At 68.8% G+C, this 20197-nt stretch carries 15 protein-coding genes; 10 read left to right on the forward strand and 5 right to left on the reverse strand.

Translation table 11 applies throughout. From position 1 onward, the window contains the following. Positions 1–2: 2 nt before the first annotated feature. From F8568_RS20355 to F8568_RS20375, 5 genes are read left to right on the forward strand one after another with little or no spacing between them, the layout of a single operon-like run. On the forward strand, positions 3–1031 hold the full coding sequence (locus F8568_RS20355) for an ABC transporter permease (protein WP_151595161.1): 1029 nt from the start codon (positions 3–5) through the stop codon (positions 1029–1031). Continuing rightward, the gene (locus tag F8568_RS20360) at positions 1028–4009 is read left to right on the forward strand and encodes an RICIN domain-containing protein (RefSeq protein WP_160573677.1); all 2982 of its coding nucleotides are present in this window, start codon (positions 1028–1030) and stop codon (positions 4007–4009) included. The genes F8568_RS20355 and F8568_RS20360 overlap by 4 nt, the downstream gene beginning before the upstream one ends. 4 nt (positions 4010–4013) lie before the next feature. Beyond that, positions 4014–4910, forward strand: a complete 897-nt coding sequence (locus F8568_RS20365; protein ID WP_151595163.1) for an SMP-30/gluconolactonase/LRE family protein — start codon at positions 4014–4016, stop codon at positions 4908–4910. Continuing rightward, complete coding sequence (locus F8568_RS20370) at positions 4907–5905, forward strand: Gfo/Idh/MocA family protein (protein WP_151595164.1); 999 nt, start codon at positions 4907–4909, stop codon at positions 5903–5905. Before F8568_RS20365 ends, F8568_RS20370 begins: the two co-directional genes overlap by 4 nt. After that, on the forward strand, positions 5902–7497 hold the full coding sequence (locus F8568_RS20375; protein ID WP_160573678.1) for a glycoside hydrolase family protein: 1596 nt from the start codon (positions 5902–5904) through the stop codon (positions 7495–7497). Before F8568_RS20370 ends, F8568_RS20375 begins: the two co-directional genes overlap by 4 nt. A gap of 337 nt (positions 7498–7834) precedes the next feature. Here the strand turns inward: F8568_RS20375 and F8568_RS20380 are convergent, their stop codons facing one another. Then, positions 7835–9553, reverse strand: coding sequence for a GAF domain-containing SpoIIE family protein phosphatase (locus F8568_RS20380; RefSeq protein WP_151595166.1), 1719 nt, complete (start codon positions 9551–9553; stop codon positions 7835–7837). A gap of 304 nt (positions 9554–9857) precedes the next feature. Between F8568_RS20380 and F8568_RS20385 the strand changes: the two genes are divergently transcribed. Together F8568_RS20385 and F8568_RS20390 are read left to right on the forward strand one after the other, a co-directional pair. Then, positions 9858–10268 (forward strand): STAS domain-containing protein, encoded by a 411-nt coding sequence (locus tag F8568_RS20385; protein ID WP_151595167.1) that lies wholly within the window; start codon positions 9858–9860, stop codon positions 10266–10268. A gap of 185 nt (positions 10269–10453) precedes the next feature. Next, positions 10454–10660: a hypothetical protein gene (locus tag F8568_RS20390; protein WP_151595168.1), complete on the forward strand. Its 207-nt coding sequence runs from the start codon at positions 10454–10456 to the stop codon at positions 10658–10660. Positions 10661–10719: 59 nt separating this feature from the next. Here the strand turns inward: F8568_RS20390 and F8568_RS20395 are convergent, their stop codons facing one another. Together F8568_RS20395 and F8568_RS20400 are read right to left on the reverse strand one after the other, a co-directional pair. Then, positions 10720–11193 (reverse strand): hypothetical protein, encoded by a 474-nt coding sequence (locus F8568_RS20395; RefSeq protein ID WP_202125182.1) that lies wholly within the window; start codon positions 11191–11193, stop codon positions 10720–10722. A gap of 9 nt (positions 11194–11202) precedes the next feature. Beyond that, positions 11203–11889: a hypothetical protein gene (locus F8568_RS20400; protein ID WP_151595169.1), complete on the reverse strand. Its 687-nt coding sequence runs from the start codon at positions 11887–11889 to the stop codon at positions 11203–11205. 763 nt (positions 11890–12652) lie between these two features. Here F8568_RS20400 and F8568_RS20405 point away from each other — a divergent pair. Both F8568_RS20405 and F8568_RS20410 read left to right on the forward strand, forming a co-directional pair. Further along, on the forward strand, positions 12653–16324 hold the full coding sequence (locus F8568_RS20405; protein WP_151595170.1) for a CHAT domain-containing tetratricopeptide repeat protein: 3672 nt from the start codon (positions 12653–12655) through the stop codon (positions 16322–16324). Next, entirely contained in the window at positions 16321–16707 is a 387-nt protein-coding gene (locus F8568_RS20410) for a hypothetical protein (RefSeq protein ID WP_151595171.1), read from the forward strand. Before F8568_RS20405 ends, F8568_RS20410 begins: the two co-directional genes overlap by 4 nt. A 540-nt stretch (positions 16708–17247) precedes the next feature. Here F8568_RS20410 and F8568_RS20415 read toward each other — a convergent pair. Continuing rightward, entirely contained in the window at positions 17248–18423 is a 1176-nt protein-coding gene (locus F8568_RS20415; protein WP_151595172.1) for a hypothetical protein, read from the reverse strand. 12 nt (positions 18424–18435) lie between these two features. Continuing rightward, positions 18436–18954, reverse strand: coding sequence for a calcium-binding protein (locus F8568_RS48375; protein WP_236008956.1), 519 nt, complete (start codon positions 18952–18954; stop codon positions 18436–18438). Positions 18955–18999: 45 nt separating this feature from the next. Between F8568_RS48375 and F8568_RS20425 the strand changes: the two genes are divergently transcribed. After that, positions 19000–20133, forward strand: coding sequence for a hypothetical protein (locus F8568_RS20425; RefSeq protein WP_202125183.1), 1134 nt, complete (start codon positions 19000–19002; stop codon positions 20131–20133). Positions 20134–20197: the final 64 nt, after the last annotated feature.

The following is a 20197-nucleotide window of genomic DNA, read 5'->3' on the forward strand; positions in this document are numbered from 1 at the left end:
CAGTGGCACGTACGACAACCGGTCCGGTCAAGCGGCAGGACGCGGATGAGCCGCCCGCCGGGGAGCGGGCACCGTCCGCCCTGACCGAGTTCCTCCGCAACCAGGAGATCGGCGTCGTCGCGGCGGTCGCCGTCCTCGTGGTGGCGTTCTCGCTGGCCAACGGCAACTTCGCGAGCGTCTCCAACATGCAGACGATGGGCGTGGACCTCGCCCAGTACGGGCTGCTCGCGCTCGGCGTCAGCTTCGTCATGCTGACCGGCGGCATCGACCTGTCCATCGGGTCGGTGGTAGCGTTCTCCGCCGTCTGGGGGGCGTGGCTGAACGTCCACGTCGGCCTACCGGGGGCGCTCGCCATCGCCGTCGTGCTCGGGACGGGCGCGCTCATCGGCCTCGCCCACGGGTTCGCCGTGACCGTCATCCGCGTGCCGCCGTTCGTGACCACGCTGGTCACGCTCGTGGCGGCCCGCGGCGCGGCGCTGGCGATCACCAAGGGGTTCCCGATCGACGGCGTCGGCACGTCGTTCTCCAACCTCGCGCAGCTGCGGCTCGCGAGCATCCCGGTGCCCGCGCTGCTCTTCGCCGGCGCCTGCGTCATCGCCTGGTTCTTCCTCGAACGGACCTACATCGGCCGCCAGGTCTACGCCGTCGGCGGCAACGCGGAGGCCGCGCGCCTCGCCGGCATCCGCACCGAGCGCCGCGTCGTGCTCGCCTACATCGTCAGCGGCGTGTGCGCGGCGGCGGTCGGCGTCCTCGTCACCGGGCGGCTCGGCGTCGGCCAGCCCAGCATCGGCAACGGCTGGGAGCTGAACGCCATCGCCGCCGCCGTCATCGGCGGCATCAGCCTGACCGGCGGCAGCGGCCGGGTCCTCGGCGTCGCGTTCGGCGCGATCCTGCTCGTCTGCATCAACAGCGGGCTGGTCATCATGCACGTCTCGCCCTACTACCAGCAGATCGTCCTCGGCGCGGTGCTCGCCGTCGCCATCGTCACCGACCGGCTGCGCGCACGGTCGAGCGAAAGGAGACAGCGTTGAAGCGCCTGATCGCCTGGCTGGCCGGATTCCTCCTGCTGGCCGGGGTGGCGGTGGTCCCGGGGACGGCGTCCGCCGCGCCCCTCGCCGACCCCGGACAGACCTACCAGATCGTCGAGGTCACGAGCGGGAACGTCCTCGGCGCGATGCGGACGGGCGACGACCCGCCCATGACCGTCGACGCCTACGACAACAACCCCAACCAGCTCTGGCGGGTCGCCGACATCGGCGGCGGTTACTCCGAAATCGTCAACGAGGGGACGGGCAAGGCGCTGTCCACGGTGAACGGGCAGTCCGGCAACGGCGCCGTCGTGCACCTGTGGGACTACCTGAGCACCTTCCCCGACCAGCACTGGCGGCTGAACGACCAGGGCGACGGCACCGTGACCGTCAACAACCAGGGCACCGGCGAGCGGCTGCTGTCCACCGCCGACGGCAAGACGGAGGCGGGCACCGCGACCCAGCTCTGGGACCGGGCGGACGGCCGCGCCGGGCAGGTCTGGAAGCTCGTCCCGACCGCGCTCACCCGCGACATCACGGTGCACACCGACGACGTGGTCAACAAGGTGCCGAAGGCGACCGTCGCGACCGGCATGGAGGACGTCAACCACGAGATCTACGGCGGCATCTACAGCCAGATGATCTTCGGTGAGGCGTTCCAGGAGCCGGCGTCCGACCCGGGCGTCAGCGGGATGTGGCGCTCGTTCGAGAGCGGCTCGGCGGCCGGCGCGTACTCGTTCGCGTCGCCGTTCAAAGGGACGCAGAGCCAGCGCCTGACGTTCTCCTCCGGCACCGGCAGCATCGGGATCGAGAACCGCGGGCTGAACCGGCAGGGGCTCGGCCTCGTCGGCGGCCGGCCGTACGAAGGCAAGATCACGCTGCGCGCGGAGACCTCGCAGAAGGTGCGGGTGAGCTTCCAGAGCGCCGACGGCAGCAAGATCTACGCCCGGACGGACGTCACCACGTCCGGCACCGGCTGGAAGACCTACGCGTTCACGCTGACGCCGTCCGAGAGCGACACGCACGGCAGGTTCGCGATCCAGCTGACCGCGCCCGGCACGGTCGACGCGGGCTATGTCTTCGTCGAACCCGGAACCTGGGGCCGCTATAAGGGCCTGCACGTGCGCAAGGACGTCGCGGACATGATGGTCGCGCAGGGCCTCCAGGCCATCCGGTTCGGCGGCTGCGCCAACAGCGGCTGCGGCGACGTGTCCGACTACAAGTGGAAGAAGATGGTCGGCGACCCCGTCGACCGTCCGGTCACCAAGGGCATCTGGTACCCGTACGAGTCCAACGGCTGGGGCATCTTCGACTTCCTCCAGCTGGGCGAGGCGATGGGGATCGAGGCGGTGCCGTCGCTCAACATCGACGAGAAGCCGTCCGACATCGCCGACCTCATGGACTACCTGTACGGGCCCGCGACCACCGAGTGGGGGGCCAAGCGCGTCGCGGACGGCCACCCGCAGCCGTACACGGTCAAGCGCATCGAACTCGGCAACGAGAACGCCGTCAACGACGACTACTGGACGAAGTTCAAGGCGATCGCCGACGTGGTCTGGGCGCGCGACCCGTCCATCCGGCTGGTCGTCGGCGACTTCAGCTACAGCGACGTCATCACCGACCCGTTCCACTTCACCGGCGGCGGCAAGGTGAACACCCTCGCCGCGCACCAGAAGATCCTCAACCTGGCCAAGCAGTACAACGCCGAGGTGGACTTCGACATCCACCTGTGGACGGGCCAGACCTCCGGCGTCCTCGGCCAGATCAAGGCGCTGGACAGCTACGCCTACCAGCTCGGGCAGATCGCCCCCGGCGCGAAGTACAAGGTCGTCGTGTTCGAGCTGAACGCCGACAGTCACGACCTGGCGCGCGGCCTGGCCAACGCCTACGCGATCAACGCGCTGCAGCGGCGGCCGGCCGTCGACGTGGTCTCGTCGGCGAACGCGCTGCAGGTCGAGGGGCAGAACGACAACGGCTGGAACCAGGGCCTGGTGTTCATGAACCAGAGCCAGGTGTGGGGGCAGCCGCCGTACTACGTCCACCAGATGAAGGCGGGCGCGTACCGTCCGAACGCCGTGCGGACCGACGTGACCGGCGCGGACGAGGCGAGCTTCGACGTCACGTCCATGGTGAGCGACGACCGCAAGAGCCTGTCAGTGGACGTGGTGAACGCGTCCTCGCAGGCCCTTCAGTACACGGTCACGGTCGACGGGTTCACCCCGACGAGCGACACCGTCAGCGTCGTCACGCTCAGCGGGCGGACGAACGGCTCGAACACCGCCACCAACCCGCTCAACATCGCACCGCGCACCTCGTCGGCGACCCTCGACACGGGACGGCGCACGCTGACGTACACGTTCGAGCCGAACTCGTACACGTCGCTGCGGTTCGCCGGGGCGCAAGGGCCGGTCACCGAGCCGAGCGCCTCGGCCACCACGATGACGATCGACCATCCGAGCACGACGTACGGCGCCCCCGCCAAGGCCACGGTCAACGTGACGGCCGAGGGCGACGACGCCGCGGGCGCCGTCCGGTTCAGCGTGGACGGGCGTGACCTCGGCACCCGCACCCTGGCCCAGGGCACGGTCACGGCGGCACTGCCCGCGGACCTCGGCGTAGGAACCCACGTCGTGAAGGCCGACTACCTGGGGGTGGACGGCAAGATCGCCCCCTCGTCGACGTCCGGCACGCAGACCGTGACGCAGGCGGACGCGACCGCCAAGGCCACCCTGCAAGGCAAGGGCAAGGCGGCCGAGCTGCTCGTGCAGGTCTCCATCAAGGGGGCGTCCGACGCCGTGAAGGCGGCCGGCACGGTCGAGGTCTACGTGCGGGACAAGCGGGTCGGCACCGCCGTCCTGCACAATGGCGCAGCCGTCGTCGACCTGCCGAAACTGAAGAAGAGGGACCCGGTCAGGGCCGTCTACCTCGGTGACGCCAACGTCGGTAAGGCCGTGTCCAACACCGTCACCTACCAGGGATAGCACCTTGCCCGACTACACCGCTGTGCCCTGCGCACGGCAGCGAGCCCACCACGCGGAGGGCCCCGTCTGGGACCACACCCGTGACGAGCTCGTGTGGGTCGACATCTACGAGGGCCTGATCCACCGCGCGGCATGGGAGGACGGGGAACTGCACGTCACCCATACCCACGCGGCGGGTCAGGCCGTCGGGGCGGTCGTCCCGTGCGCGGACCCAGGCGATGGCTGGATCGTCGCGACCGAGTTCGGCTTCTCCAGGCTGCATCCGGACGGGACGTTCACCGCGGTCGCCGAGCCCGAGCGCGGGCACCGCCCTCCCACGCGGATGAACGACGGGAAATGCGACCCGCTGGGACGGTTCTGGGCGGGCAGCATGGCGAACGACCGCACGCCCGGCGCGGGAACGCTCCACTGCCTGTCCGCCGACGTGAGCAGGCCCGCGATCCACGGCGTGACCATCTCCAACGGCCTCGCCTGGACCGCCCCCGACGCGTTCCTCTACATCGACACCCCGGCGCAGTGCGTCGAGCGGGTCCGCGTCGGCGCGGACGGGCGGGTCGCCTCCCGCGGCGTCGCCTTCGAGATCGCCCCCGAGCTGGGAGCCCCCGACGGCATGACGATCGACGAGGCCGGCGGCCTGTGGATCGCCATGTGGGGGACGGGCACGGTCCTGCGGTTCACCCAGGACGGCGAGGTCACCGCCCGCGTCACCGTGCCCGCCCGGCAGGTCAGCAGTTGCTGCTTCGGCGGCCCCGACCTGCGGACCCTCTTCATCACCACGTCGCAGGAGAACTACACGGCCCGGCAGAGCGCCGCCGAGCCGAACGCAGGCCTGCTCTTCGCGGCCGACGTCTGCGTCCGTGGCCGTCCCGCCGATCTCTACGTCCCGGGAGGGAGCACATGACCGTACGAGTCGCACTGGTCGGCTGCGGGGCGATGGGGGAGATCGTGGCCCGCGACGTCTATCCCGGGCTGGGGTCCGCGACGCTCGCCGCCGTCGTCGACCCCGACCCGGGCCGCGCGGCGCAGGCCGCCGCCCACACCGGAGCGCGGGCATACCCGGCCCTGGCCGAGGCGCTCGCCGCGGAGCGGATCGACGCCGTCGACATCCGCGTGCCCCACCATCTGCACGCCGGGGTGGCGCTGGAGGCCATCGGCCACGGGCTCCACGTCCTGGTCGAGAAGCCGATCGCCACCACCGTCGCCGACGCGCGCGCGATCGTCGACGCGGCGGACGCGGCGGGCGTCGTCCTGGCCGTCGCCGAGAACTACCCGCACCTGGAGGCCGTCCGCGAGGCCCGCAGGGTCCTCGCCGAGGGAGGGATCGGGCGCCCGCTCGCCATCCAGAGCACCCGCGCCTACCGGATCGACGGCGTGTGGGTCCGCGACGGCTGGCGCGAGAGCGACGGGCCGGCCGGCGGGATCCTGCTCGACCAGGGCACCCACCAGGTGAGCCTCATCCGGCAGCTCGGCGGTCCCGTCGCCTCGGTCTCCGCGGCCGTGTCCGCCGGCCGCGCGCTCGACACCGTCACGCTGACGCTCCGGCTGGAGAGCGGCGTCGTCGCGCAGTCGGTCCTCACCTGGCACAGCCCCGGGCCGTGGGACCAGGCCGAGGCGACCATCATCGCGTCCGGTGGCCGGCTCGACGTGGTCGTCGACTACGAGAAGCACGCCGGCGGATGCGTCATCTGGACGCCCGAAGGCCCCGGCCGCCGGGGCGCCGAGAACTACTACGACAGCCACACCCTGATCGCCGCCGACTGGATCGGCGCGATCACCGGCGGCGCTCAGCCGCGCGTGCCGGGACGCGAGGGCCTGGAAGACCTCGCCGTCATCGAAGCCGCGGCCGCCTCCCTCGACGCCGAGGGCGCCTTCACCCCCGTAAGGAGAACCCCATGACGCAGGTCAACAGACGCGGCTTCCTCGCCGGCGGCGCCGCCACCGGGGCCGTCCTGCTGGGCGGCCTGGCGGCCCCGCAGGCGCAGGCCGCCGTCCCGGCACGGACCGCCGGACGTGGGAAGACGGTGTTCCGCGACGACTTCGGACCGATCGCCGGATGGGAGCGCAAGGGCGTCGTGATGGAGAAGGACCTGGAGTGGGAGAGCACCCTGCTTCAGGACCCGTGTCTGGTGTACGGGCAGGGCGGCGGGCCGCTGTTCAAGCTCTGGTACGGCTCGCTGCACGCCGTCGGATACGCGACCAGCGAGGACGGCGTCCACTGGACCAAGGCCGCGAAGCCCGTGCTGGAGCCCACCCTCGAGTCCGAACGCGGCGCACTCAACCAGCCGAGCGTCGTCTACAAGGACGGCCGCTGGCACATGTCGTACTTCGGGGTGTCGGGTGACGGCAACGGCCAGATTCACTACGCGACGGCGACGAACCCCGGCGGCCCGTGGGAGAAGCGCGGCGTCATCTTGACCACGACCATGCCGTGGGAGGACCGCTGGATCTACAACTCCTCCCTCCTCTACGACGCCAAGGCCCGCCTCTGGAAGATGTGGTACACCGCCGGGAAGATCGCGTCGGCGGGCGGCGAGCCCGAGTACATCTGCTACGCGACGGCGAAGCAGCCGGGCGGCCCCTGGACGAAATACGCGGGCAATCCGATCCTGCGTCCGATGAACGACGGCGGCTGGGCGTCGCTCGGCGTGGGCGGCCCGAACGTCCGCAAGCTGAGCAACGGGCAGTACGAGACACGGATCGTCGGCTGGCAGGCGGACTACCCGTCCCGCGGCGGGAAGCTCCTCTCCCGCGACGGGATCCACTGGGACCTCGCCCGCGCCGACATGGAACTCGACCTCGGGGTGGCGGGCGGCCCCGAGGACGGGATGATCTACCGCCAGTTCGTCGTGGAGCACCAGGGCAAGGAGCACGTCTACTACAACGCCAAGAACAACCGGCCCGGCTGGAACGAGACCATCAACCTCGCGGTCTGGAACGAACGGCTGGAGATCGTCGACCCGGCCAAGTGGTCGATGACGCAGGCGTGGTACGTCCCCAACGGCGCGTCCTTCGAGGTGAAGGACGGCGCCGCGGTCTCTCTGGGCAACGGCGCGCAGGACCACCCGCAGACCCTCCAGGGCAACGTGCCGATCGACGCGCTGGACTACGAGGTGTCCGCATCCATCACCCCGCTGAGCGAGAACCTCGGTGACCGCGACACCGTCATCCTCGCCCGCGCCACCGACCGCGACACCTACTACTACGCCGGGATCGCGTCCTGGAACCAGAAGTACGCCATCGGCGTCATGGTCGACGGCGCCAACACCAAGCTCGCCGGCGCGGGCGCCGCCTCTGACATCAAGCCGGGCGAGACCCACCGCCTGCGTTTCGTCCTCGAAGGCTCGAACCTGACCCTCTACGACAACGACCGCAAGGTCCTAGAGGTCATCGACCCGACACTGATCCCCACGACAAGCTACGTAGGCCTCCAGACAACAACCCACACCGGCAATTCCAAATTCGCCGCCGTAGCGGTGACCACCCGTTGAATTGCGGCGTGTCGGGGTCATTCGCGGCCTTGCCCCTTCAATACCGGCTGCTCGCGGGAGGTGCCGTGGACGCGGCGGCCCCGGGCGCTGCTCACGGCCCTCACCCAGCAACTCGCGCACGCAGGATCCAGCTCGGTCGCCCCACACGACCTCGCCGCGTACCTGAGAGCGAACAGACTGGCGGTCGTCAGCGAAGGATCTACCTGCAGGCTGATCAGCGCCATCAAAGAAGAGCCCGACCCGAAATCCTTCTCCCAAGCCGGGTCGCGGTGGGGGATTAGCCAGCCGTACCGCCCCCCGTCGTGACAGTCCGGCCCCGTGCGCGGGGCGCCGGCGGTCAGCCGGGAACGCGGAGGGCGAGGACGGCGACGTCGTCGTCGCCGTCGGGCTCCATACGGTCGAGGAGCTGGTCGCACATGCCGGGGAGGGGAAGCCGGGCGAGGCGGGAGCTGTGGCGGCGTAGCCCGGTGAGGCTGTCGCCGAGGTCGGTGCCGCGGGTCTCGATGAGGCCGTCGGTGTAGAGCAGGAGCGTGGACCGCGGCGGCAGTTCGCAGGTGCCGTTGGGGCGGCGGCCGGTGAGGTCGGGGTTGCCGAGCAGCATTCCGCGCTCGTCGAGGAAGGTCGTGCCGCCGTCCTGGGTGATCAGCAGCGGCGGCGGGTGGCCGGCGTTGCACCAGTGCAGACGCCAGTGGCCGCCGGGGGTCTTCTGCACGCGGGCGAATACGGCGGTGGCGAGTTCGGCGTCGCTGACGGCGTCCATCACCGCGTCCAGGCGCTCCAGGACCGCGCTCGGGGACGCGTCCGGGGCCCAGGCCAGGGCCCGCAGCATGTTGCGGACCTGCGCCATGCGGGACGCAGCGTGCAGGTCGTGGCCCACGATGTCGCCGATGACCAGCCCGGTGGCGCCGTCGGCCAGGGGGAAGGCGTCGTACCAGTCGCCGCCGACCCAGCCGATGCGTGCGGCGGGCACGTACCGAGCCTGGAGCTGTAGATCGTCCGGTTGGGGAAGGGGAGCGAGCAGGCTGCGCTGCATGGCCTCGGCCGTGTCGCGCTGCGCGGCGAACACCCGGGCGTTGGCCAGCAGGAGGCCGGTGCGGCGCGCGATGTCCTCGACCACGAGCCGGTCGTCCGGGCCGTGGCTGTGCCCGAGACGGGAGTAGCCGAGCGTCAGCGCGCCGTAGGTCTCGCCGCGGGCCGCCAGCGGGGTGATGATCGCGCTGCGGGCGTCCATGATCTGGAACAGCTCGTCCTGCGCCGCGGTCAGCGGCTCGTCGGCATACGGGCGGGCGGCGTCACCTCCGACGACCAGGGTCGCGCCGCCGTGCAGCACCCGCGCGAGCGGTCCGCGCGGAGTTCGCGGGAGCGGCGGCAGCGGCCCTTCCAGGGCGGCGATGTCCGCGGGGGACAGTTCGCGGTGGGTCGCGGCCGCCCGTTCGATCCGCCCGTCGGGGATGAGCAGGTCGACCTCCGCCCAGTCACCGAGCGCGGGCACGATCAGCCGGACCAGCCGACGCAGCACCTCGCCCTCGTCCAGCGTGGACGACAGCACCGTGGTGATCTCGGCGACCAGTTCCAGCCGGGAGTTGGCGCGCCGCACCTGTGCCATCCGGTCGTGGCGTTCCCGCTCGATCCGGTGCCGCTCGGCCGCGTCCTGCAGCACGATGACCGCTCCGGCGACCGTCCCGGTTCCGGGCTCTTCCGCGGCCACGGCCCGGTCATCGACGTAGATCGGCGCGGACGACCAGGAGAGCGTCACCGGCCGCCCGTCGCGATGGATGAACGGGTCGCCGTCGGCGTGGTCGGGAACACCGGTCCGCAGCGCCCGCAGTATGCGGCGGTCCTGCCCCGGAGGGAGATCGCCTTCGGCGGCGGGATGCAGGAACCGGCCCAACGGGGTTCCCAGCGCCTCCTGTCGGGTGTACCCCAGCAGTTGCCGGGCCCGGGGGTTCCAGGCCGTGATCCGGCCGGCGGCGTTGACGGCCACGACGCCCGGGTTCATCGCCTCGACGAGGCGCGCATGGTCCGCGCCGGTCCGATCGTCCGGCTGCACGCTCATCTGTATCCCCCCGGTCGGATATCAGGAACCTGCCCCCGCGGCGATTCCGAACACCTGCGTCCCGGAGGTAGGGAACGCTCCGCCGCCCGATCGCTGCCCGACGGCATCGGCCCAGCACCGGTGGGGCGGCCAGCGCACGGCCGGGACCGCGCCACGCTCAGGCGAATTTACGGGGCGTTGCCCTTGAGCAGGCGCCGGAGCTCGTAACGTTGAAGTGAAGGCGGGCTGTCGCAAGCCGCGTCCGCACGTCGACGCTCCGCCGACTTCGTTCGCCCGCGATCCGCACCGTGATCGGAGCGACAACATGAACACGTCGTACACGTTTGAAGGCCATACCGGCACTCATCCGCAGGTGGTGCTGTCGGTGGTGCGCCGGTCCACGTACACGGTCGCAGCCCTGCAAGGCGATCTCGACATGCTGACCGCCCCAGCGCTGCACGACAGGCTGCTGGAGTTGCAGTACCCGGGGCAGCGGATCCTGGTGCTGGACCTGTCACATCTGTGGTTCTGCGATGCGGCCGGGATATCCGTCCTGATCAGCGCCTGGCACCGTGCTCTGGCTCTGGGCGTCTCGATGCGCCTCGCCGCCCCTCGCTCCCACGTCGCGAAGACCCTGGACGCCGCCGCCCTGGAGCACGGGCTCGCGACCTACCCGACCGTGGCCCGAGCGCTCAAGCAGCCGATTCCTCCGGCCCTCGAACCGGCCGCGGTCTGATCCGTCCATCGGGCGTCCGATGCCGTCGCCGTTTCCGAGTAGCCGAATCCCGGCCGCGCGGTGCCCCGCAGATCGTGCCGCCCGCCGCTCCTTCACGCCGGGCCGCCCGTCATGTGCGGGTAGTCGGGAAATCGGTGCATAGGCGTCTTTGGTGGATCCCTGGGGGCCTACATAGGGGGACGTTTATGAAGACCCAACGAGGTGCGGCGGAGCAGCGTAGGCAATACTTCAATCATCCTCTTGAATTGTCAAAGATTCTCATCGCAGAAAGATTGATCGAGGGCCTTTCGCCAGAGCAACGTGTGGAATCAGTGCAGCACCTGGTGCAAGCGGTGGTTGCTGGCGGTAAAACTCCAGGAACTGACTTGGTCGATGGAAAAGATCCAGACTAATACTCCAGCCGCACTTGGAGATCTCGATTAGACCTAGATCTCCAAGTGTGGCTGGAGTATTAGCCTCTCGCGGCACCGGAGGGCCATATGGTCCGGACGGGCTTGTTGAAATCTCGGGCGGCTTGGACTACGTCGGCGGTGCCGCCGTAGCCGCGTGCGGGTTGGCCGTCCCAGACGGCCCAGAGTTCGTCAGCGAGGGTCAGCATGTGTTGGCTGGCGGCCATGTGGGCTTCGCTGGTGGATTCGGTGAAGGGCATGCGGTGGACCTGGGTGGCTTGGGCGAGGAGCTTGCGGTACTCGGCGTGGTGCTCTCCGGGTAGGCCGGCGAGGTAGTGCTCTGCTGGGACGATGACCTCGATCTGGCCGCCTTGGGCGAGGACGGCTCGGGCGAACAGGGTGTCGGCGCCGTCGGCGAGGCAGGTCAGGCCGGTGATGTCGTCGGTGATGGGGGAGAGGGCCTCGCCGAGCGCTTCGGCTATCAGGGCTTCGGTCGCGGGTGGTAGGGAGCGGTGGCCGGAGATGGCGATGCGCAACGGGTTCTCCTAGAGCAGGGTTGATCTGAGGCGGTCGTCGAAGCGGGCGACGGTAGGCGTGGTGGCGGGGGCGGTGCTGTAGCGGAACTGGCGGGCTTGCCTGATGATGCGTTCGGACCCGTAGGCGATGCCGATGTTGAGGGCGTCGAGCGCGAGGGTGAACGCCTCGTCGGTCTCGCCGCGTTGGCAGGCTGCGGTCGCTACTTCCAGGGTGGTCAGTGCGGCTTGCTTGGGTGCCGGTTGGGCGGTCGGGAGCGATTCGCCGAAGGCGCGGGCCGCTTCGGAGGGTTGGCCGAGGCGGACGGCGATTGAGGCCCGGATGCGTGCGAGCTTGGCGAGGTCGAAGGGGTAGACCCAGGGCCAGGGCGGTGGGCCGTCGGTGCGGGAGATGGCGTGTTCGGCGGTTTTGATTGCTTGTGTGGCGGCGTGCTCGTCGGGGTGGGGGTTGGAGGCGTGCGCGAGCGCTTCGAGGGAGGCGAGCCAGGCGGTTGGGGTGCTTCCCGCCGTGGGCGGCAGCGTCTTGCGGGCTTTGTCGATCATGGCGAGGCCGAGTAGCGGGTCGCCGGCGGCGTCGATCTCGAAAGCGGCGAGGCTTCCGGTCATGTAGACGGCGAGCACGTCGTTCTTGGCGAGCTTTGCCGCGGTGATGGCTTGGCGGTAGTAGGTGCGGGCGCTGCCGAGGTCGAGCATGTCCATCGACAGCCAGGCCGCGAAGCCGGCGGCTTCGCTGACGGCGGCTGCGACGGCGGGGACGTGCGGGCCTGCAATGCGGTGTGCTCGGACGGCCAGCTCCAGGTGCGAGCGGACGCCGTCGATGAGGTCGCGGGAGCAGAATCGCCTCGCCCCATCGCGGGATCTTGGCCGCGATGGCCTGTCCGCGGTCGGAGTAGACGGCGTAAGGATGGCGGAGGTAGTCCTCCAGGTACCAGCGCAGGTCCTCGAGTGCCTCGCCGTCCAGTGGCCACACCATCTCGGCGTCCGCAACGACCGTTTCAGGTTGGTCGCCGCCCTGCCACCACACCGATAGCGACACCCGCCCCTGATCATCAATGTCGATCAGAAGTCGATCATTCCCCTGTTCGGTCACCAGCACCCCCTTGGACCCTTCTCCCAGGAGTGCCCACGAACCCGGCTCTGTGATCAGGGTGCGGTCCTTGGATGTACCAGGCTAGAGGGCGCTTAGTGGACGTCGGCAAGAAGGGCTCGCATGACCCGCCGGGCTGGCCGGAAGAGGTCATTCGGGGCTTGCTGAAATGCTCGTTCAGGACGATCTGCGCAAGGTGCGTTTCCATAGTCGGGTTCTGGCGAATATGGATGTCTATCCTGCGAGGTGACATTGGAGCCGGCCCAACGTGAAGAATCTTGCGTTGGCTGTGAACGTCCCCCAGGGGCGGCTGGTCTTCTGGGAGCGATAACGGGGTGCGATGTGCGAGATGGTCGTCGCAGGAGTCAGCTCCTGGTGTCCGTGGACGCCGACGGCCGGGTAACGGTCCAGGTCCGCTTGGCGGGGGAGGCGTTCGCCACCCAGGTGGCCGCGGCCCGGGAGATGCCGTGGCCGCTGGACGATACGGCTCTTGAGGATTTGCGCTGGTATCTGGAGGAGTACCTGACCGCGCCGTTCGCGGTTTACGAGGACCGTGGCGCGGCCATCCGGGACCGCCTGGACGTCTGGGGCGGCGACCTGTTCACCGCGCTATTCGGACAGGCCGGCCCGGCCCGCGAGGCGTACGTGGCGGCCAGAAGCCGCAGAGATGTGGAGATCGTCCTGCAGTCGGCGTCGGCGCGGTTTCTCGGTCTGCCGTGGGAGTTGATGCGCGACCCGGCCCGTCCGACTCCGCTGGCACTGGAAGGCCTCCCGATGATCCGGACCCTGCCGTCCGCGGACCTGACCGAGTCGTTCGAACCCGTCGGTGCGGCAGGGGCGCGGCTGCGGGTGCTGATGGTGGTGTCGCGGCCCGAGGGCACCGCCGACGTCGGCTACCAGATGGTCGCCCGGCCTCTCCTGGAACGCTTGGAGTCCGTCCGCGGCACGGTCGAACTGACGGTCCTGCGGCCACCCACCCTCACCCAGTTCGAGACGGTCCTGCAGGACGCCGTGGAACGCGGGGAACCGTTCCACATCGTGCATTTCGACGGCCACGGCGTCTTCGCCCGCGAACCCGTCCTGCCGGCCGGACGCGGCTCCGCAATGTACGAGACCGCCGGCGAACGGGGAATGCTGGCGTTCGAGAAACCCGAAGGCGGCGCCGACCTCGTCCCCGCAGAGCGCGTCGCCGCCGTCCTGGCCGCCGGCCAGGTTCCCGTCGTCGTATTGAACGCCTGCCAGTCGGCGCAACTCGGCAGCGAGGTCGAAGCCGCCGTCGCGACCCGGCTTCTACGCGAGGGCACCGCTTCGGTGGTCGCCATGGCCTACAGCGTCTACGCCGTCGCCGCCGCTGAGTTCATGGCTGTCTTCTATGAGCGGCTGTTCGCCGGAGACAGCGTCAGCGAAGCCGCCACCAAAGCACGCCAACACCTACACACCTCCAACCTGCGCCCGAGCCCCAAAGGGCCGTTGCCGCTAGAGGACTGGATGGTCCCGGTCCACTACATGCGCCGCGACATCTCTTTCCCGGGCCTCACCACCCCACGGCCACAACCAACATCTCAGGAAGCGATGCTGGCCGAGGTCCGAGCCAAGATGCAGGACGATGGCGTGGGGAACGGTCACGGACTGGCACCAGCCGGGAAGTTCGTGGGCCGGGACGGCCTGCTGTTCACCCTCGATACGGCGGCGCGTCTGCAACCTGTCATCGTGTTGCATGGTCCGGGTGGGGTGGGGAAGACGGAGCTGGCCAAGGCTTTCGGACGGTGGTGGCGGGACACCGGCGGCGTCGACCGGCCTGATCTGGTGTTCTGGGATTCGTTCGAGCCGGGTGTCTCCTCGTTCGGCCTGGACGGTCTGGTGACCAGTCTCGGTCTGCGGGTGTTCGGCAACGACTTCGCCGCCCTGGACCGGTTGGAGCGGCGTAGGACGGTCGAGGGGTTGTTGAGCGAGGTTCGGGTGTTGTGGTTGTGGGACAACTTCGAGACCGTCCGTTCCATGCCCGACCCCACCGGCGCCACCCCGCCCTTGGACCAGGACGAGGCAGACGAGCTGAGGGGTTTCCTGCACCGGATCGCCGCCAGGGGCCGTTCGGCGATCGTGATCACCAGCCGCAGCCCCGAGGACTGGCTCGGCCCCCAGACCCGCCGCATCGAAGTAGGGGGCCTGAACCGCGACGAAGCCATCCTCTACGCCAATCAGCTTCTGGCGCCCTACCCCGGCACGCGGCCGAAGCGGGAACGGCGCGCGTTCGAGGACCTCATGCACTGGCTGGACGGGCATCCCCTCAGCATGCGTCTAATCCTCCCTCTCCTCGATACCACCACCCCGGAGCGGCTGCTCGACGCGCTCCAAGGGACCGAGCCGCTGCCAACAGGTGATGACGAAGACCGGACTACCAACCTGGCCGCCAGCATCGCCTACTCCTTCACCCACCTGCCCGAGCACGACCAGCAGGCCCTTACGGTACTCGCTCTCTTCCACACCATCACCGACAGTGATGTTCTTGCCTTGCTGTCCCAATCACCGAAGTGCCCGCAGCGATTGCGTGATCTCTCGTCCGCCGAGTGGCAGGGGATCCTGGAGCGGGCGGCCGGAGTCGGGCTGCTGTCCGAACTCGGTGCGGGAATGTTCCGTCTGCACCCGGCGCTGCCTTTGTATCTGACCGCGCACTGGCAGCGCCTCAGCCTGGGCGGGTTCAGTACCGAGTACGCTGCGGCGATGTGGGCGCTGCTGGACGCATCCGCCGCTTTTGCTCAATGGTTGGGCGAACAGTGGAACAGCGAAAGCGCCCAGACGGCGGTGACTGTGATGGAACTGCATCGCCGCAACCTGTCGGCCATGCTGGGCCACGCCCTCACCCACGGGCACTGGTCCCACGCCGACACCATCGCTCGGCCTCTCAACGAATACTGGAACCTGCGGGGGCTGTACGAGGAGGCGCGGGCTTGGGTCGACCGTACGCAACACGTCCTCGAAGACCCGCCCGGCACCCCACCCCCACTCGACGCCCCCGCCGGCCACCTCTGGGCCTTCCTCACCCATGCCCAGGCCAACCGGCAGGTACGCGCTGGACAACTCACCCAAGCCGAGCATTCCTACCGCGCCCTTCTGAACTCCTATCAGGAGCTACCCGGTAGTGAGGACATACACGTCAACATCGCAGTTCTCTATCATCAGCTCGGTATGACCGCCTATCTCAGGGGGGAGTTGGACCAGGCCGAACACTGGTACCGAAAATCCCTCACGATTGAAGAAAGGCTCAACAACCGGTCCGGCATGGCCGGCACGTACCATGAGCTCGGCATCACCGCCCGGAAGCGAGGGGACTTGGACCAAGCTGACCGGTGGGGCCGCAAGGCCCTTAGGATCCATGAGGAGCTCGGCGACCGGCCCAGAATGGCCATCGTCTACCACAACCTTGGAAACACTGCGCAACGGAGTGGCGAACTGGACCGGGCCGACGACTGGTATCGCAAGGCCTTGAATATCCGCGACGAGCTCGGTGACCGGCCCGGCATGGCTGGTACCTACCATCAGCTTGGCGTCACCGCTTATCTCAGGGGAGATTTGGATCAGGCCGACCACTGGTACCGGAAAGCCCTCACCATCAAAGAAGGACTCCGCAACCGGCCCAGCATGGCCAGCACGTACCACCAGATTGGTATCACCGCCCAGCACCGAGGAGACTTGGACCAAGCCGCCGACTGGTGCCGCAAGGCCCTAGCCATCTTCGCAGAGCTACACGACCGACCTGGCATGGCGAACAGCTACGGACAACTTGGACGGCTTGCTGAAATCCGTGGGGACAATCGCCAGGCGCTCGAGTGGACGATCCGCTGCATCGCCCTTTTCGAGCACTACCCCCACCCCGCCACCGGACCAGCACCCGACCGCCTCAAACACCTCACCCACCAACTAGGCGTGCACACCCTAAAGACGCTCTGGCGCGCCATCACCGGAGACACCCTTCCCTCGTCCATTCAAACCCACGTCGCCCAGACCGGGCCGGACGAGACCGGCTCCGGTGAAAGCAGGACTAAATGAACGACGCCATCCGGCAAGCAGCCCATGCCGCAGCGGCACGGCTGGTGCCCGAGTACGGCCAGCGCCTTCCTGCAGACGTCGAAGCCGCCCTTCACAGCGCCTACAGCGCCCCCCGCCGCGACCAGTACCTCGATCCCATCTCCCTCGGGGGCCTCATCGTCAGCGTCGCCACACTCGCCTGGACCATCTACCAAGATCACAAGAAGAAGCACAACGATCCGCCGGCTGCCTCGGTCATCATCCGGACCATCCGCATTGAAATCGACGACAACGGTGTTCCCGGCGAACTTGGCACGGAACAACGCGACCGGATCATCCAGACAGTGGTCGAGGAAACCACACACGCCATCAACGACGAGACCGCTCGGCCCGGGGACCGGTAACCATGATGGCGGCCAAATCCGAGATGGCGGGGTCCACACATCGGAGGAGAGCGAGTCCTGATGGCCGTGGCCAAGCCGTGAACCGGGGACCTCTTGGGCCGAAGGCGACGGCTCCCCTGCAGGGTCGGTTAGGAAGGGTGCCTCCAGGCCTCAGCCTTCCTAACGCACCTCGCCACCGCTTGCGGCGGGACGTCGTCTCCTCGCCCGAGAAAGACATGGTGGGCCAGATGGTGGTCTGCCCCACTATGTCATGATGTGTCCGAGGGGTGATCGCGACCAATTTACGGTGCCCATTCGCGCCCAAATTGGAGATATTTGCCGTATCTCGGTGGGAGGTTAACCACCCATCTTGCGCGACAAGCCTGAACTCGCATGCGAGCATCTCGCATGCGAGTCTAACGTATCAGGTGCAGTGCGCATGAGTTTCTCATGGTTTCCAAAGAAACGGGATGGGGGCTTTGCTGACGACGACATCGTGATGCGCCACAAAGGTCGATTCGCCTGGCGGCCTCCCTGCCGTTCACGGCGATGGTGTGACGGTCACGACGGCACCGTGGTGAGTCCGGCGCGGTCGAGGCGGGCGATGAAACTGGGTTTGCGGTGGTGCTTTCGGTGCAGGAGCGTGAAGCGCTCGGCGAACTCCGGGAGCAGTCCGGTGCGGTCGGCGATGGTCCGCAGGTCTTCGAGGAGTTCGACGGCCACGTCATAGTCGAACGGCTTCCGGTTATCGATCAGTTCGTCGATGCGCGCCCAGGTCACCTCCGGGTCGCGGGCGATGGCGTCCAGCCTCTTATCGCGGGCCGCCGCGCGTTCCTGCTCCCGGCGGGCCTCCTGCGCCGCCCGCGCCGCCTCGGCTTCGCGTTCGCGCTCGTGGCGGATTTCGGCTGCGGTGTCCAGGAGCTCTGCCACGGTGCGCCGGGGGCGACCGTCTTGCCCGATGTCGGGCTCGCCGCGGAACCGGCGTAGCAGTTCCATCCGGACCTGGGCGCCCTGCCCCTGCACGACCCGGAGCAGGAGAGCGTTCCGGTCGCCTGCAGGCAAGCCCTCGATCCACCTGGCCAGCTCAGCGGGGTCGTCCTCGGGCTCGGTCAGGGACGGGCTGGTCCGGGCCGCGACTTCGAGCAGGTCATTGTCGAGGCGGAGGAAGTCGGCGAGCGCGCGCTGCGGGGCGGTGAGGGCGCGCAGCCCCGCGGGTACCGGTGGTTCGAGGTCGTCCTCCTCGTCTGCGTCGAAGGCGTCCTCGTCACGTTCCCAGGTTCCGTAGCCCGCCAGCCAGGCGAGGTAGAGGGGGCGCAGGTCTCCGGCGGCGAGTTCGGTGCGGACGCCCACGATCGCTGACAGGGAGTCTTCGGCGCCTTCAACCCAGTCGCCGCCTTCGTCCTGGCTGGTCAGGTCGAGAATGAGGTGCTCGCCGGATGTTTCGGCGGTCACGTGGGGGTCGATGCAGTACTGCTCGGCGACCTTGAGGGGGAGAAGTGTGCGGGGTAGGCGGAGGATCACCTGATGGGTGCCCCAGTTGGTGACGTACAGGTGCGCGTCGTAGTAACGCCGCATCATTTTCCGGGGATTACCCCGGAAATCGCCCCAGTGGTATTCGTTGGTGAAACTGGTGGCGGTGATGCGTGCCCGGGTGGACAGGGCGCGGACTTCGGCCTGCTGCCGTTCGTCCAGCGGCTGGTCCACGGCAAGGAATTCGTAGTACTGGTATGTGCTCATCTTCGCTCGTGCTCAGGGTGCCCAACGCCGGTAGGCGTGGATCCATTCGGCACCTACCGGAGGGGGCGTGGGAAGCGGCAGATCAAGGATGCCGATGGCCTGGCGGTGCTTCCCGCGAGTGCAGATCGCGACGATCCCGCCGCCATCGGACAGGTCGAGCTGGGTGACGGTCACCTCAACACCAAGGATGCTGGTCAGGAAGGGCACTGCCAGGTGCTCTTCCAGCATGCAGTGGAACCCGATGAGCTGCTCGTGCTCGTCGTAGGCGTCGACGGTGGCCTGCTCCACCAATGCGTCCAGTTCGGCGTCGCTCAATCCGGCCATGCCGGTCAGCGTAGTGAGGCGGGCCGGACGGGGAGTGCGTTTCGGCTCATCGTCGATGGACCGGCCGGTCGTCTGCCCGAGGCCGGTCGCCGGGGTGGCGGATGCCGGTGGCTTCGCCGGTCGGCTTGAATGGGCCGCATGGCGGATGCGCAGGTCATTGAGGTGCGGCGGTTGATCGACGGGCTGCGGTGGGATCGCCGGCGGCATCCGTACCGGGGACGCCGGGAGTACGCCGCGCGCGCGGATGAGGTCGTGGCGGAGATCGGAGACCTGCTCAGATGCGGGCAGGCGGCGCAGGCGGTGCCGTTGGCGCGCCGTGCGGTGGAGCGGGTCACTGCGGCGTTGATGTATCTGGACGACTCGCCGGGGATCGTGGGCGACCGGCTGCGCGAGCTAATGGCGCTGTACGCCGCGGCGTGCACGGCGGCGCCGCCGGACCCCGTCCGGCTGGCGGCGTGGCTGGCGAGAACGCAGCTGGACGGGCCGGGCTGGCCGGAGATCCGGCTGGCGGAGTTCCGGGACGCGCTGGGGGAGCGGGGCCTCGCCGAACTCGCCCGGCTGGTGGAGGAGCGCCGCGCCACCGATGATCCGGACTCGTGGGCGGTGACGTGGGGCGTGCGGGATCTGCGGGAACAGTTGGCCGCCGTGTCGGGCGACGTGGACGCGCATGTCGCGGTGCTTGCAGAGGACTTGCGCGGAACCTACCGCTACACCGAGATCGTGAAGGTGCTACGGGCGGCCCGCCGCGACGATGAAGCCGAACGGTGGGCGCGCAAGGGCCTGGCACGGGATCCGGCGGGTCATCAAGCCGACCGGTTGCGGGACCAGCTGGTCGATCTGCTGCTGGACGGTGACCGGGGCGAGGAGGCGGTGGCGCTGCGCCGCGCGGCGCTGGAGCGCCGGACGATGCACATCGACTATGCGGCGCTGCGCAAGACCGCCGAACGCGCCGGCAGGTGGCCGGGCCTGCGCGACTCGGCGTTGAACGTGATCCGGGGCCGGGCCGAGGTCGACCACCGGTATGCCACCGAACTCCTCGACGTGCTGATCGATGAGAACCTGCTCGACCAGGCGTGGCGGCTTGCGGTCGCGCACCCCAACGACCTGCACGAGTCGCAGTGGTACCGGCTCATCGAGCTCCGTGAGGCCGACCATCCCGCCGACGTCCTCGTGCCCTACCGGGACCTCATCGAACTCCGGCTGGAGAGTACCGGTGACAAGTACCGCTACAACAAGGCGGTAAAGACGATCGTCCGGCTCGGCGAGGCCTACCGGCGATCCGGCGACAAGGCCGGCTTCGCCACGTATCTGATCGATCTGCGCGCCCGGCACAAGCGTAAGACATCGTTCATCGCCAAACTCGACAGGGCAGGCCTTCGCCCCTGAGCGGCAGGTCGCAGGGTTTACCGGTCGCACGTGTTCGGTCGTCTAGGGCGGGTGGCATCGTTCA

This window comes from Actinomadura physcomitrii (assembly GCF_008923205.2).
GTDB lineage: Bacteria > Actinomycetota > Actinomycetes > Streptosporangiales > Streptosporangiaceae > Spirillospora > Spirillospora physcomitrii.

What these genes read in the sequence shown, in the direction of transcription:
- F8568_RS20370 (WP_151595164.1), top strand. Translation starts at nt 4,907, where the DNA reads ATGACCGTACGAGTCGCACTGGTCGGCTGCGGGGCGATGGGGGAGATC.
- F8568_RS20375 (WP_160573678.1), top strand. Translation starts at nt 5,902, where the DNA reads ATGACGCAGGTCAACAGACGCGGCTTCCTCGCCGGCGGCGCCGCCACC.
- F8568_RS20380 (WP_151595166.1), bottom strand. Translation starts at nt 9,553, where the DNA reads ATGAGCGTGCAGCCGGACGATCGGACCGGCGCGGACCATGCGCGCCTC.
- F8568_RS20385 (WP_151595167.1), top strand. Translation starts at nt 9,858, where the DNA reads ATGAACACGTCGTACACGTTTGAAGGCCATACCGGCACTCATCCGCAG.
- F8568_RS20390 (WP_151595168.1), top strand. Translation starts at nt 10,454, where the DNA reads ATGAAGACCCAACGAGGTGCGGCGGAGCAGCGTAGGCAATACTTCAAT.
- F8568_RS20400 (WP_151595169.1), bottom strand. Translation starts at nt 11,889, where the DNA reads ATGGACATGCTCGACCTCGGCAGCGCCCGCACCTACTACCGCCAAGCC.
- F8568_RS20410 (WP_151595171.1), top strand. Translation starts at nt 16,321, where the DNA reads ATGAACGACGCCATCCGGCAAGCAGCCCATGCCGCAGCGGCACGGCTG.
- F8568_RS20415 (WP_151595172.1), bottom strand. Translation starts at nt 18,423, where the DNA reads ATGAGCACATACCAGTACTACGAATTCCTTGCCGTGGACCAGCCGCTG.
- F8568_RS48375 (WP_236008956.1), bottom strand. Translation starts at nt 18,954, where the DNA reads ATGCCGCCGGCGATCCCACCGCAGCCCGTCGATCAACCGCCGCACCTC.